Source organism: Spirillospora albida, from assembly GCF_000718255.1.
In the GTDB taxonomy this organism is placed as follows: Bacteria; Actinomycetota; Actinomycetes; order Streptosporangiales; family Streptosporangiaceae; genus Spirillospora; species Spirillospora albida.
This window is the reverse complement of record NZ_JOFJ01000018.1, coordinates 83370-96514: the sequence shown is the minus strand read 5'-3', so window position 1 is coordinate 96514 and position 13145 is coordinate 83370. Positions and strand designations below refer to the sequence as shown.

The following is a 13145-nucleotide window of genomic DNA, read 5'->3' as shown; positions in this document are numbered from 1 at the left end:
GGACGCCCCCGCGCCGGGGATCATCGGCGGGACTCCGCGCCCGGCCGTCCGCTCACGGTGATGGCGTGCGACGCGGTGTGACCTGCCCGGATTCCGTCGGGGAACACCACGACGGGCTCGGGACGCGCCGGGATCAGGAATTCGCACGCGTCGCGTCCGGTGCGGGCGAGCATGACCGCCGCGTCCGCACCATCGACGAGGGACCGGGCGGCGGGCTCCGGACACCACGGCGCCGCGCGCTGCGCTGCCAGGCCCAGCAGACGGGCGGCGCGCCCCCGCTGGGCGGACGGTGCGGCGGACAGCGTGACGGTCACGTCGTCGGCGCTGGGATTGACGACGAAGAAGCCGCAGGCCGCGAGGCGTCCGGCGGGCTCACCGGAGCCGAGCGACAGCGGGCTCGCCGGGGCACCCGGCGCCTGGACGTGGAGCGACTGAATGAGGACGCCGGCGAGACCGCCCATGCCGGGCAGGGCGGCGCGGGCGGCGGCGTCCCAGAACTCGACCAGCAGGAACCCCTCAGGGGCGATCTCCCCGGGGTCGAGGTCGAACTCCAGCGGCGCCGTCCGCACGCCCTTCTTGCGCGGGACGAGCAGGACCGCGCCGCGAACCCTTCCCTGGGCCCGCACGAGAACGGCCCGGGGAAGCCGCGGGTCGTCCTCTCCGCCGGCGCGGATCCCGAGCCGGACGGTCACCCGCACCCGCCCCTCCATCGTCGGGATCCGCGCCCCGACCGCCGCGGGCGACCCGGTGCACCGGCCGAGGCGGCCCGTGCGGCGCAGCACGTTCTCGACCGCCCTGATCTCAGGCGCGCGGCCGTCGTCGATGGTCAGCGCGCCTGCGTGCGCGTCCTGGACGTTCATCGGACATGCCTCCGGATCTCCGCCGCGTCGGTCAGGTCGAACCGGGTCAGCACGGGCTCCCGCCGCTCCCACATCCGCGCGACCGCCGCGTGCAGCGGTTCGCCGTCGTCCTCGATCTGCAGCATCCGCGTCTCCAGATGCTCCAGCAGCGTCCGCGCCGGCATCGTCTCCCAGTGCGGGACGAGCTGCGACGGAACGTCGGTGCCGCAGCGGTAGAACCACTGCCAGAGCCGGGCGCCCGCCTTCTGATCGTCGGTGAGGAGCGGGCGGCCCGCCGTGATCGCGCCGATCGAGTCGTCCAGCGCCTTCCAGTACCCGCTGCGGTCGGCGGCGACCTGGGAGAATCCGCAGCCGCTCCACTCCGACCAGCCCGCCTGCAGGACGGGCACGCCCAGGGCGGGCAGCTCGTTCGCGACGCTGCCGCGGACGGTGACGCCGAGATCGGTGAGTGCGTAAAGGGAATTCTTGGAAAGGTCGACGCTCGGCAGGAACCGCAGATTCGGCGCCCCCGCGTACTGCCCGGCGAGTTCCTTGAAGAACCCCGTCTCGTCAAAGATCCTCTGGTGGGGGTGGTCCAGGAACAACCAGTTCGCGTCGCTGCGCCCGTAGGCGAACCTGGCGGTCTCCTCCAGCCATTCGGCGAGGTCGGCGAACACCTCCCGGTTGGTGCCGAGGGCGTCCGACAGCGCGTGTGCGAAGACGGCGACGACGGGCCGGTCGTGGTCGAATCCGAAACGGTCCTGGGCGAAGACACGGAACCGTTCCCGCTCGGCCTCCGTGCGCAGTTCCAGGGCTGCCTGACCGTCCTTGCGCCACCAGCTGGGCCGCCCCATGTTGAGCCGCGACCGCTCCATCACCCGGGCGACGCCCGGCTCGAGGAGCGATCGGTTCTCCCAGACGTTCGCACGGAAGAAGTCGCCGATCTGGAGCGTGAGTTCACCGCGGAAGGTCGGCTCTCCCACCCGGCTTCCGGGGAACAGCGCGTACGCCTTCATCGACCCGGTCGTCTGGGCGTGCAGGACCGGGACGTCCCACCGCATGGCGAGCTCGACCGCCAGCCCCCACTGGTCGTACTCGACGTCGCACGTGATCAGGGCCTCCGGCGCGTACCGGTGAAAGACCATGGCGTAGACGGCGGCGAGGGCCCGGCCCAGCCCGGCGCGGGGTGCGCGGTCGTACCCGGCGGGGACGCGGGGCGCGCAGAGCAGCCGGCACAGCGTGGAGTCGGTCCGCGCTGCGAGCGATCCGGGGTCGAGGTCGGCATCGGGCAGCGCACCGTCCCGCACTTGCCGGGCCGCGAGGGCATGGACGTCCAGAACCTCGTCCGCCCCGTACGCCTCGGCGAGCGCCCGCACGCGGTCCGTGTCGAACCGCTTCCAGAATGTCGTCTTCCATTCGGGATCGGCACCCGTCAGGACCAGCAGGCGCGCGCCGGTGATCCGGCTCAGCACGCCGCCCAGCGTGAGATTACGGATATGGACCCGAATGTCGGGATGGAACGCCTCGACAACGATCCATCTTTCTGTCGAAGATCCGGAACGTCCTCTTTTCCAGTAGAGTTCAGCGGCTTCCAGAAAACGCCGGAAGTCCTGGTCGTCGACATCTAGGTTCATTGTCTCCCCGAAACCGTCTCCGGGCACTCAACACTACGGACCGGCGACGATCTCCGAGCGAGGCTCCATCACAACTTTCCCGACTCTTGACACATCCGAATCCGCTCCGGCAGCCGGGCGGCCGCAGCGCGAAACCCGGATCACCGGCTCCGGCGCGACGCACCCGGGTCGGAGAACGGGCCGCGTCCGCGTCGCCTGTACGGCACGCGCCACCGCTCGATCGGCCGAGGACCGTCGGCGGCGAACCTCTCGAGCAGGGCGAGCAACCCCCTGCAACAGTTCAAATGTGACACCACGTGCGCAATCGGTTACTCTCGTTCTGTAACGAAGGGGGTGTAGCGGTTGTCCGCAAACGGCATCGAGCTGCTGATCGACCCCGCCTGCCTGGACGAGCGCCAGCGCGACGGGGACGCCTGCGCCGTCTGCTCCAAGGCATGGCCGCGGCCCGTCGTCCGCGTCGGCCGCCTGCCCGACGACCGGGGCGTGTACGCCTGCCCCGAGTGCGCCACGGCGTTCCCGTCCGCGCGGGAGGTCCCCGCGCCGGTGACGCCCCTGGTCCCGGCCGCCTCCGCCCCGGCGCGCCCGGACGCGCTGCCGGGCGCGGCCGCCCGGACGCTCCGCGCCGGCGACCGGCACGCCCGCCGCCCCTGGCGGATCCGCCTGGCCCGCTGACGCCCCCACCCCGCTCCAACCGAGGTGCGGTGCAACACTTTTCGGACATCCCGAAACGGTGACGCACCGCACCTCGTTCGCGTTCATCCGGGCACCGCCGGGGCCACGCCGAGGGCGAGAAATGCTCATGTGTTCCCCAAGGGAGCCGATCGGAAGGGGAGATCCCATCCCTGACCTTGGGGGCCCCCGAAATGAAACCCCTCACTGGCCCGACCGCCGGCGGCCTGGCCGCCGCCGTCCTGGCCGGCGCGCTCTCCGCCACCCCCGCCCTCGCCGCGCCCGCGCGGGAGCCCGTCCGGCAGGCCGCCCTCCCGGTCGCCGCCTCGGTGCCCCCCGGCATCAAGGGCCTGGACGTGAGCAGCCACCAGCCGAACGTGTCCTGGCCGCAGGTCTGGAAGGACGGCGCGCGCTTCGCGTTCATCAAGGCGACCGAGTCCGTGACGTACCGCAACCCGTACTACTCCCAGCAGTACACGGGCGCCCGGAACGTCGGCATGATCCGGGGTGCGTACCATTTCGCGCTGCCGCACAAGTCCAGCGGCGCGGCGCAGGCCGACTACTTCGTCAAGAACGGCGGCCACTGGACCGCCGACGGATGGACGCTGCCCGGCGTCCTGGACATCGAGTTCAACCCCTACCAGTCGTCCAACGGCCTCGACACCTGCTACGGGTTCTCCGACGCAAAGATGGTGGCCTGGGTCAAGGAGTTCAGCGACCGGTACGCCGTCCTCACCGGCCGCAAGCCCATCATCTACACCAACGGCTACTGGTGGAAGACCTGCACAGGGGACAGCACCGCGTTCAGTGGCAACTCCCTGTGGATCGCCCAGTACTCGTCGACGCTGGGCCCGCTGCCCCCCGGGTGGAAGCAGCAGGCCATCTGGCAGTACGACTCCTCCGGCATCTTCCCCGGCGACCAGAACGTCTTCAACGGCAACTACGCCTCGCTGCAGACGCTGGCGCGCGGGAAGGCCGCCACGCGGATCCGGACGATGAACGTCTCGCCCGAACCCGTCAGGAAGGGCCGCGTACTGGTCGTCAAGGGGACGCTGCACCGCGACGACACCGGCGCGCCGGTCCCGGGCGCGAGGGTGACCCTCGTGTTCCAGAAGAAGGGCGCCACCGCCCGCTCGTCGGTCAAGACCGTCACCACGGACGCGAGCGGCACGTTCCGGACGACCGTGACCGCCCGGCTGGACGGCACCTGGCAGGTCGCCTTCGGCGGCGACGGCGGAAGGGTCGCGAGCACGAGCCGCACCGACTACGTCAACGTCCGCTGACCCCTCGACCGCGAAGCCGCCGCCGGGCCGACCCCGGCGGCGGCTTCGCCCATTTCCCGGCTCAGGTGGCGCCCGTCCCCGCCGATGGGACACGAGGACCGCCACCGGATCGAGGGACGATGAACGAGAGCTTCCGCCCGCTGCTCGAGGCGCTCGGGCGCCGCGGGGTCGGCGAGGACGCCCTGAAGCGCGCCACCGACGAGGCCGAGCGCACCGGGCGGTCGATCCGCCACGTCCTCATCAACGAGCACCTCGTCACCGAGACGCAGCTGACCGAGGCGTCCGCGGAGGCGCACGGCGTCGCCAGCGTGGACCTCGCCGGGTACCCGATCGAGCCCGCCGCGGTCCGCCGGATCCCGCTGCCGCTGGTGCTGAGGCACCGCGTCCTCGGCCTGTCGTTGAAGGACGGCGAGCTCGTCGTCGGCATCACCGACCCCGCCGACGTCGTCGCGCTGGACGACGTCCGCGCCGCGACCGGGCTGACGGTCCGGCCCGTCGTGGTGGCCCGGTCCGAACTCCGGACGATCATCGACCGGCTGCGCCGGGAGGACACCGACCTCGCCGACATCGCCGCGTCGCTGCGGACCCGGCAGGAGACCGAGACGGCGAGCGTCGCCGGGATCGCGGACGCCGGCGACGACGCGCCGATCGTCCGGTACGTGAACTCGCTGATCGAGCAGGCCATCGCCAACCGGGCGTCCGACCTGCACCTGGAGCCCACCGAGGGCGACATGCGGGTCCGCTGCCGCATCGACGGCGTGCTGCACGAGGTCGACACGGTGCCGCGCGAGGTGCAGGCCGCGCTCGTCTCCCGGCTGAAGATCATGTCGAACATCGACATCACCGAGCGGCGCGTCCCGCAGAACGGCCGGATCACCGTGCACACCGCGCACCGGTCGGTCGACCTGCGCACCGCGACGCTGCCGACGGTGTGGGGCGAGAAGGTGGTGCTGCGGGTCCTCGACACCAACGGCATCACGCTGGAGCTCCAGGCCCTCGGGTTCAGCGCGGACAACCACGCCCGCTACAGCGCGTCCTTCGCGAAGCCGCACGGGATGCTGCTGGTCACCGGCCCGACCGGCTCCGGCAAGTCCACCACCCTGTACGCGACGCTCGCCGCGCTGATCTCCCCCACCGTCAACATCATCACGGTCGAGGACCCGGTCGAGTACCGGCTGCCCGGCGTCAACCAGATCCAGGTCGACCACAAGGCGGGCCTGACGTTCGCGGCGGTGCTGCCGGCGATCCTGCGGTCCGACCCCGACACCGTCCTGATCGGCGAGATCCGCGACCGCGCCACCGCGCAGCTCGCGGTCGAGGCCGCCCTCACCGGCCACCTCGTCCTGTCGACCCTGCACACCAACGACGCGCCGAGCGCGGTGACGCGGCTGACGGAGATGGGCATCGAGCCGTTCCTCGTCGGCTCGTCGGTCGACTGCGTCCTCGCGCAGCGCCTCGCCCGCCGGCTCTGCGACTTCTGCAAGCGCGAGCACGCCCCGACCATGGCGGAGCTGGACGCGGCGCGCTGGCCGTTCGGCGACGTGCCCATGCCGAAGACGCTGTGGAAGCCCGTCGGCTGCCGCTCCTGCTCGAACACCGGCTACCGCGGGCGCATCGCGCTGCACGAGGTGATGACGATGTCGGAGGAGATCGAGCAGCTGACGATCCGCCGCGCGTCCGCGCACGAGCTGCGGCGGGTGGCGACCGAGCAGGGCATGGGCGACCTCCGCGCGGACGGCCTGGCCAAGGCCGCCGCCGGGCAGACGTCCGTCGCCGAGGTCCTGCGCGTCGCCGCCTGACATGCCTCGGGCCCGGAATCCGGTGGATTCCGGGCCCGAGGGAACCCGCTAGTAGTGCGGGTTGTTGGTCACCGGGATCTCGATGCTGATCGGCAGGTCGCCCCCGGACAGGACGAGCAGCACGCCCAGGCGGATGATCTCGTCGAAGGCCCAGTACGCCTTCTGCAGGACCCCCGGCGCGTCCTCGAGCTTGAGGAGGCCCTCGCGGACGGCGATGAAGGGCTCCCAGGCGTTCTCGAAGATCGGGTCCCAGAACGGGTCCTTGGGGATCTTCAGCCAGTCCCCGATCTCCGGCCCCAGGATGTAGCGGGTGAGGGCGCCGAGGACGGGCTTGCTGAGGATGCCCCCGTCGATGAAGGACGCGAGGTTCAGGAGCATGTCCGCGAGCTTGATGCCCTCGGGCGTCGGGGCGAGGATCGGGTCCAGGACCTGCGCGGCCTGGGAGTTCGCCTCGTCCCACGACTTGGGGATGTACTCGTCCCTGATGCCGAGCATGTGCGCGCAGACCTGCCACGAGTGCAGGAACGCCTCGGACTCGGCGGCGGGGATCGGAACCTTCCATTTGACGAGGTTCTTCATGACCGTCGTGGGCAGGCTGTGCCAGGTGACCATCATGTCCGCCTGGCTGATCGGGATGCTCTCGTCGGCGGCCTTCGTCCAGTAGGGCGACTTGGGCAGCAGGTGCCGCACCCCCGAGTGCGCGAGCCGCGTCTTGACGCACGTCACGACCATCTCGCCGTCGTCTTTGTAGGCGTTCGACGTGCCGATGTCGTATCCCAGCTTGGCGGTCTTGGTGATGCGGTCGCGCATGTCCGCGCCGCCCTTGGAGTAGTAGACCGCGCGCGCCTCCTTGGGGATGGCCGTGCTCATCATCCCGCTGGCGAACCCGTAGGTGACGCCGAGGTAGAGGCCCCGCTTCTCGTTGAAGTCGACGGCGGTCTTCAGCTTGCCCTGGTCCGTCCAGGACGGCAGCTGACGGGCACGTTCCATGAAGTCCCGCAGGTCCGCCGGCAGGCCCTTCGGCAGTGCCTGGCCGTTCTTCGTCCAGGTCTTCAGCAGCTTGTTGACCTGGGGGGCGGCGCCCCCCGCGATCAGCGAGGCGACCAGTTCGTCGCATTCGGGGTCCCATACCCCACGCGGGTCGGCGCCCTTGCCGTAGCCCGCCACCGAGCCCTTGGGGGACCACGTCCACAGTGCGGACGCCTGCGCCGGCGACGCCGCGGCGAGCGCGCCGACCGCGCCGAGCGTCCCGCCCGCCATCAGCACGTTGCGCCTGCTGGGTTGCTCCATGTGCTTGCTCCTTCTCGGGGTGGCGAGACACCGGACTGATATGCTGAAACAAGATGCGCTTCTGCGTATCATTCGGTGCCGGGCCAATAACAGCACACCGTGTCGGCCGTCACAAGCCCCCGTGTGGCCGCGGCCGGATCGCGGCAGAATCGGGTGTCTCAGGAGGAGATCGTGGAACCTGTTCTGTCGTTCCTCGCGGCGTCCTCGGACCCGGAGTCCCTGCTCGACCGCGCCTTCAGCGACGCCGTCGAGCGGGCCGACGACCCGGACGAGAGCCGGGCCCGCGTCCTGGACGCCGCCTACGAGCAGTTCTGCAGGATGGGCATCCAGCGCTCGACCATGGAGGACGTGGCGCGGCGGGCGGGGGTCTCGCGGATCACCGTCTACCGGCGGTTCGCCACCAAGGACGCCCTGGTCGAGCTGGTGGTGCGCCGGGAGTTCCGCCGCTACTTCGACCGGTTCCTCGCCGAGATCCGGCACGCCGAGACCGTCGCCGACCGGGTGGTGCTGGGCTTCGTCGGCTCGCTGCGCGCCATCCGGGACAACCCCCTGATCGGCGGGCTCATCGCCACGGAACCGGACCTGATCGTCGGATCCATGATCAGCGATGGCGGGGGGACGCTCGCCACCGTGCGCCGGTTCGTCGCGGGCCAGCTCCGCCACGAGCAGCGCGCCGGCCACGTGTCCGGCGACCTCGACATCGACCACGTCGCCGAGATGATGGTCCGGATCTCCGCGTCCTTCCTGGCGATCCCCAGCAGGCTCGTCGACCTCGACGACGACGAGCAGCTCGCCGCGCTCGCCCGGCGCTTCCTCGTCCCCATGCTGGAGCCCTCCCCGCACCGCCTCGATCGCCGCTGAGTCCCCCGCCGACCGGCGCGGCAGGCGGGTGATCTTGGGCGCCCCGGGGTACGTTCATGCTGCTCAGGCCGTTTCCGGACGGCGGAAGCCCAGACGATGGCGGTAGGTCGTGTCCAGCGTGATGACCGCTGCGGCGGGCCGGGCGGCCCGCCCGCGCGGCACAGGCGTGCCAGGGCGCGGTCATGGGTGAGCCGCCGCTCCCGGAGGGGTCCGCCCCGCTCCCGCCCGACGAGGAGGAGCGGGTCCGTGACCTGACCGACCTCGGCGCCGTCGACGTCTCCCTTGAGCCGTCCCTGACGGGGGTCGCGGAGCTCGCCGCGCGGATCTGCCGGACGCCGATCGGGCTGGTCAATCTCGTCGGCGACCGCCTCCAGCACCTCGTGGGCCGCTTCGGGCTGGACATCACCGCGGTGAGCCGGCGCACCGGGTTCTGCCCGCACGTCATCTGCTCGCGGGAGATGCTGCTGGTGCCCGACGCGCTCAAGGACCCGCGGTTCCACATCGACCCGGCGGTCGTCGGCGACCCGTGGATCCGGTTCTACGCGGGTGTGCCGGTCGTCAGCGACCGGGGGTACGTGCTGGGCACCGTGTGCGTGCTGGACCGGCGTTCGCGCCGGCTGTCCCCCGAGCAGTGCGCCGCGCTGCGGGCGCTGGCCGTCTGCGTGGTGGCGCTGCTGGAGCACCACCACGAGGGCCGGCAGGCCGAGCAGGTCGCCCAGCGGCTCCAGGAGCTGGACGACCTCAAGCAGACGTTCCTGCGCAACATCAACCATGAGCTGCGCACACCGCTGACCTCGATCCGCACCTACCTGGACCTGGTCCGCGAGGGCGACATCGACCCCGACACCCAGCAGCGCTTCATGGAGGTCATCGAACGCAACAGCGACCGGCTGCTGGAACGGCTCGACGAGCTGCTGCTGCTCGCCAGCCTCAGCGCCCAGAGCGTCTCCTTCAACCCCGAGCCCGCCGACCTGTCCGCCCTGGTGGCCGAGGCGGTGGCCGAGGCCGGAGAGAAGGCCGGGCACCGCGGCCACACCCTCGTCCTGGACGCGCCGCGTCCGGTCACGGCATGGGTCGACCCGCAGCGGATCCGGATCGCGCTGGTCCACCTGCTCGGCAACGCCATCAAGTTCACCCCCGGCGGCGGGCGCATCGACGTCGCGGTCACCGGCGATCCCGGCCCCGCCATCGCCATCCACGACACCGGTGTCGGCGTCACCGAGGAGGAGGCGGCCCGCGCGTTCGACGCCTTCTACCGCGCCCCCCACTCCGAGGAGCAGGCCATCGGCGGCACCGGCATCGGCCTCGCCATCGTCAAGGAGATCGTCCAGATGCACGGCGGCACCGTCGCCATGACGGGCGGCCCGGGCGGCGGCACCACCGTCCGCGTCACCCTCCTGCCCCCGCCGTAGAGGGCGCGCTTCAGGCGGCGGCGGACCAGGTGCGGTAGCCGCCGTCCAGGTTGGCCGCGCGGCGGCCCAGGCCGGCCAGCAGGCGGGACGCGGTGTGGGCGCGCAGCCCGACGCCGCAGTAGACGATCAGCGGGGCGTCGGGCAGCCCGGCCGCCCGGTCGCGCAGCTCGTCCAGCGGGACGTTGACCGCGCCGGGGATGTGCCCGGCCGCGAACTCGCCCGGGGTGCGGACGTCGACGAGCACCGCGCCCGCCGCGACGGCCTCGTCCAGCTCGTGCCACTGGACGGACGGCCCGTCGCCCGACGCCACGTTCCCCGCGATGTAGCCGAGCATGTTCACCGGGTCCTTGGCGGAGCCGAACTGCGGCGCGTACGCCAGCTCGAGGTCGGCGAGGTCGGCGGCGCGCAGGCCGCCGCGCATGGCGGTCGCGATGACGTCGATGCGCTTGTCGACGCCGTCGGTGCCGACGCCCTGCGCCCCGAGGATCCGCCCGTCGGACGGGTCGAAGACGAGCTTGAGGGCCATCGGCGCGGCGCCCGGGTAGTAGCCGGCGTGCGAGGCCGGGTGGGTGTGGACCGCCTGGTGGGGGCGGCCGGCCGCGCGGGCGCGCTTCTCGTTCCAGCCGGTGACGGCGACGGTCAGGCCGAACACCGCCACGATGGCGGTGCCGAGGCTGGGCGCGAGGTCGGCGTCCCGTCCGGCGATCACGTCGGCGACCTGCCGTCCGGCGCGGTTGGCGGCGTTGGCGAGCGGCACCAGGACGGGCCCGTCGCCGACCGCGTCGGCCTTCTCGGCGGCGTCGCCGACCGCGAAGACCCGGGGGTCGCTGGTGCGCATCCGGGCGTCCACGGCGATGCCGCCGCGCGGGCCGATGGCGAGTCCCGCCGCGCGGGCCAGGGCGATGTCGGGGCGGACGCCGATCGCGAGGACGACCAGGTCCGCGGGCAGCCGCCGCCCGCTCGCCAGCTCCACCTCGCGGGGGCCGACGGCGGACAGGGACGTGCCGAGCTCCACGGCGACGCCGTTGCGCCGCAGCTCGGCGTGGACGAGCGCCGCGAGCTCGGGGTCGAGCGGCGCCAGCACCTGGTCGGCGAGCTCCACCACGGTCACGTCGAGGCCGCGGCGGCGCAGGTTCTCGGCGGTCTCCAGGCCGACGAACCCGCCGCCGGCCACCACCGCGGTGCGGGGCGCGGCGTCCAGGGCGCGGACCAGGGCGTCCAGGTCCTCGACGGTGCGGAGCGCGTGGGCCCGCTCGACGCCGGGCACGTCCGGCACGAACGGGGCCGCGCCGGGCGAGAGCACCAGGTGGTCGTAGGTCTCGGTGTAGGTGCTCCCGGACACCGCGTCCCGCACGGTCAGGGTGCGCGCGGCGGTGTCGATGCCGGTCACCTCGTGCCGGACGCGGACGTCCAGGGCGAACCGGGCGCGCAGGCTCTCGGGGGTCTGGAGGAGCAGCGCGTCCCGCTCGGGGATCACGCCGCCCAGGTGGTAGGGCAGGCCGCAGTTGGCGTAGGAGACGTGGCCGCTGCGCTCCAGCACCACGATCTCGGCCGACTCGTCCAGCCGCCGCAGCCGCGTCGCCGCCGACATCCCGCCGGCCACCCCACCGATGATCACGGTCTTCACCGTCGCACCCTCCGTACCGGGCGGCGGGCGGCCCGGTGCGCGCCCGCACACACCCGTCAACCTATACCCCCTGGGGTATATTCCCGGCCGGTGCGGCACATCGGTCCCGGTCAGACGATGTCGATGGCGTCCAGGACGGCCGCGGCGTAGGCGGCGTCGCCGCTGACGGCGGTGGCGTCGCGCCAGTCCGAGCGGGTGGTGGACCAGCGCAGGAATTCCACGGTGGACGAGGTCACGACGTCGTCCGGCAGCGCCGCGGCCTCGGCGACGCGGACGGCGCCGGAGTCGCGCTCCAGGACGACCCGCCGTCCGCCCGGCCCCTCCAGGCGCAGCCCGAGCGGACGGGTCAGCACCGGGTACAGAGCCTTGCCGCACATCTGCGGCAGGCCGGACAGCATCCAGTCGAGCGCGGGGGCCAGCCGGGCGTCGTCCATCGGGATCGGCGGCTGCGCGATCGGGCCGTGCGGGGCGAGCAGGTCGCACGCGAGATGGACGAGATGGTCGAACGCCGCGGTGGTGCTCATCTCCGACAGCCGGTACGTCCCGAGGTCCGCGAGCGGGATCGCGGTCTCGGCCGTTCCCGGCGCCTCCAGCATCTCCAGCACCGCGAGCCCCGCGGCGGACTGCTCCGCGTAGTACGCGGCGGCCTGCTCGGGCGTCCAGTGGGCGCGCTCCCGGACGGCGGCGTCGTTGAGGCGTTCGGCCTGGGTGATGGTCTTGTCCTGCGGCAGGCAGGACGGGTCGGCGAGGGTGTTGAAGAAGAACGCCATGTGGACGATGACGTCCTGCACCCGCCAGCCGGGACACGCGCTCTCGCGGTTCCAGTCGTCGGCGGTCAGGCCCTGGACGACGCGCAGGGCATCCTCGACGAGCAGTCGGGTTCCGGCGATTCCGGCGGCGGACATGGCGGCCCTCTCGGGGGTCGGGGGGTGATCGTTCTGGAGACTGTGGAGCACCCGGGAGGCGGCGTCAATACGGGATCCCGCCAGCGACCGCCGAAGATCCAACGGATATGCCGCTGAGCCGGGTGACGCGAGGCACCACCGCACCAGGAAGGTCGCCGGATTCCTCAACTCCGGTGCTGGACGAGGGCTGCGGTGAGGAGTGCCTGCGCGGTCTGGCGCATGATCTCGGTGGCCTGTTGCCGGGTGAGGCCCGCGATGTCGGTCAGCCAGATCAGCGTTTCGATGCCGGTGGCCGATCGGATCGCCACGGCGAGCCGGCGGATGTCCAGGCCGGGATGGGTGTGGGCGAGCGGGGCAAGGGCGTCTTCGATCCAGCCGATGGCCCGGCCGCCGCGCAGTGTCGGCCGGCCGGCCTCCGGTTCCAGTGACAGCCGCAGCGAGCTGCGCAGTTGCTGCTCCCAGTCCAGGGTGAGCTGGGTGAACGCCTGCATGACCAGGGCCAGGCGGGTGGCTGGGTCGTCAGGTGGGTCGTCGGGCAGCAGGGAGGTCTGCTCGATCTCGGGGTGGGCTGCGGCCAGCAGAGCTCGCTGGTTGGCGAAGTAGCGGTAGGCGGTGGTGCGGGAGACGCCGGCCGCGGCGGCCGCTTCTTCCACCGTGGGTTCGGTTCCTTGACCGAGCAGGCGGCGGGCGGCGTCGACCAGCGCCGCGCGGGTGCGGGCCTTCTGCTCGCGACGGCCGATCAGCTCATATGGTACCGACATGCCATCATGGTACTTTCATCCCATGGGACTCAAGTCCCATGGAGCTACGGAGAGCCCATGCGGAG

General features: G+C 72.2%; 11 protein-coding genes. 5 read left to right on the top strand and 6 right to left on the bottom strand.

Annotated features, from left to right (window positions below; genetic code table 11):
• Nucleotides 1-20: 20 nt before the first annotated feature.
• Nucleotides 21-860 carry a hypothetical protein gene (locus IE99_RS0122390; RefSeq protein WP_030174235.1) on the bottom strand — a complete coding sequence of 280 codons (840 nt, stop codon included), beginning with the start codon at nucleotides 858-860 and terminating at the stop codon, nucleotides 21-23.
• The gene (locus IE99_RS0122385; RefSeq protein WP_051713019.1) at nucleotides 857-2311 is read right to left on the bottom strand and encodes a hypothetical protein; all 1455 of its coding nucleotides are present in this window, start codon (nucleotides 2309-2311) and stop codon (nucleotides 857-859) included. Before IE99_RS0122385 ends, IE99_RS0122390 begins: the two co-directional genes overlap by 4 nt.
• A gap of 504 nt (nucleotides 2312-2815) precedes the next feature.
• Between IE99_RS0122385 and IE99_RS29630 the strand changes: the two genes are divergently transcribed.
• The 3 genes from IE99_RS29630 (at nucleotide 2816) to IE99_RS0122370 (ending at nucleotide 6224) form a co-directional block, all read left to right on the top strand.
• Nucleotides 2816-3145 (top strand): hypothetical protein, encoded by a 330-nt coding sequence (locus tag IE99_RS29630; protein ID WP_037559923.1) that lies wholly within the window; start codon nucleotides 2816-2818, stop codon nucleotides 3143-3145.
• Nucleotides 3146-3336: 191 nt separating this feature from the next.
• Nucleotides 3337-4425: a GH25 family lysozyme gene (locus IE99_RS0122375; RefSeq protein WP_084219793.1), complete on the top strand. Its 1089-nt coding sequence runs from the start codon at nucleotides 3337-3339 to the stop codon at nucleotides 4423-4425.
• Nucleotides 4426-4544: 119 nt separating this feature from the next.
• The gene (locus tag IE99_RS0122370) at nucleotides 4545-6224 is read left to right on the top strand and encodes a GspE/PulE family protein (RefSeq protein WP_030174223.1); all 1680 of its coding nucleotides are present in this window, start codon (nucleotides 4545-4547) and stop codon (nucleotides 6222-6224) included.
• A 48-nt stretch (nucleotides 6225-6272) separates the two neighbouring features.
• On the opposite strand, the gene IE99_RS0122365 is transcribed toward IE99_RS0122370, so the two are convergent.
• Nucleotides 6273-7514 carry an oxygenase MpaB family protein gene (locus IE99_RS0122365; protein ID WP_030174220.1) on the bottom strand — a complete coding sequence of 414 codons (1242 nt, stop codon included), beginning with the start codon at nucleotides 7512-7514 and terminating at the stop codon, nucleotides 6273-6275.
• Between the two features lie 171 nt (nucleotides 7515-7685).
• On the opposite strand from IE99_RS0122365, the gene IE99_RS0122360 reads away from it, so the two are divergent.
• Together IE99_RS0122360 and IE99_RS0122355 are read left to right on the top strand one after the other, a co-directional pair.
• Nucleotides 7686-8375 carry a TetR/AcrR family transcriptional regulator gene (locus IE99_RS0122360; protein WP_030174212.1) on the top strand — a complete coding sequence of 230 codons (690 nt, stop codon included), beginning with the start codon at nucleotides 7686-7688 and terminating at the stop codon, nucleotides 8373-8375.
• Nucleotides 8376-8557: 182 nt separating this feature from the next.
• On the top strand, nucleotides 8558-9787 hold the full coding sequence (locus IE99_RS0122355) for a GAF domain-containing sensor histidine kinase (RefSeq protein ID WP_030174210.1): 1230 nt from the start codon (nucleotides 8558-8560) through the stop codon (nucleotides 9785-9787).
• Between the two features lie 10 nt (nucleotides 9788-9797).
• Here IE99_RS0122355 and IE99_RS0122350 read toward each other — a convergent pair whose 3' ends face one another.
• The 3 genes from IE99_RS0122350 to IE99_RS0122340 form a co-directional block, all read right to left on the bottom strand.
• Nucleotides 9798-11414 (bottom strand): FAD-dependent oxidoreductase, encoded by a 1617-nt coding sequence (locus tag IE99_RS0122350; RefSeq protein WP_030174208.1) that lies wholly within the window; start codon nucleotides 11412-11414, stop codon nucleotides 9798-9800.
• Nucleotides 11415-11524: 110 nt separating this feature from the next.
• Nucleotides 11525-12319 (bottom strand): maleylpyruvate isomerase N-terminal domain-containing protein, encoded by a 795-nt coding sequence (locus IE99_RS0122345; protein WP_030174206.1) that lies wholly within the window; start codon nucleotides 12317-12319, stop codon nucleotides 11525-11527.
• Nucleotides 12320-12483: 164 nt separating this feature from the next.
• Nucleotides 12484-13080 (bottom strand): TetR family transcriptional regulator, encoded by a 597-nt coding sequence (locus tag IE99_RS0122340; RefSeq protein ID WP_030174203.1) that lies wholly within the window; start codon nucleotides 13078-13080, stop codon nucleotides 12484-12486.
• Between the last annotated feature and the right edge of the window lie 65 nt (nucleotides 13081-13145).

Bases quoted from the DNA above. Each gene is read 5' to 3' on its own strand.
- IE99_RS0122345 (WP_030174206.1), bottom strand. From the start codon at position 12,319: ATGTCCGCCGCCGGAATCGCCGGAACCCGACTGCTCGTCGAGGATGCC.
- IE99_RS0122355 (WP_030174210.1), top strand. From the start codon at position 8,558: ATGGGTGAGCCGCCGCTCCCGGAGGGGTCCGCCCCGCTCCCGCCCGAC.
- IE99_RS0122390 (WP_030174235.1), bottom strand. From the start codon at position 860: ATGAACGTCCAGGACGCGCACGCAGGCGCGCTGACCATCGACGACGGC.
- IE99_RS0122370 (WP_030174223.1), top strand. From the start codon at position 4,545: ATGAACGAGAGCTTCCGCCCGCTGCTCGAGGCGCTCGGGCGCCGCGGG.
- IE99_RS0122340 (WP_030174203.1), bottom strand. From the start codon at position 13,080: ATGTCGGTACCATATGAGCTGATCGGCCGTCGCGAGCAGAAGGCCCGC.
- IE99_RS0122365 (WP_030174220.1), bottom strand. From the start codon at position 7,514: ATGGAGCAACCCAGCAGGCGCAACGTGCTGATGGCGGGCGGGACGCTC.
- IE99_RS0122375 (WP_084219793.1), top strand. From the start codon at position 3,337: ATGAAACCCCTCACTGGCCCGACCGCCGGCGGCCTGGCCGCCGCCGTC.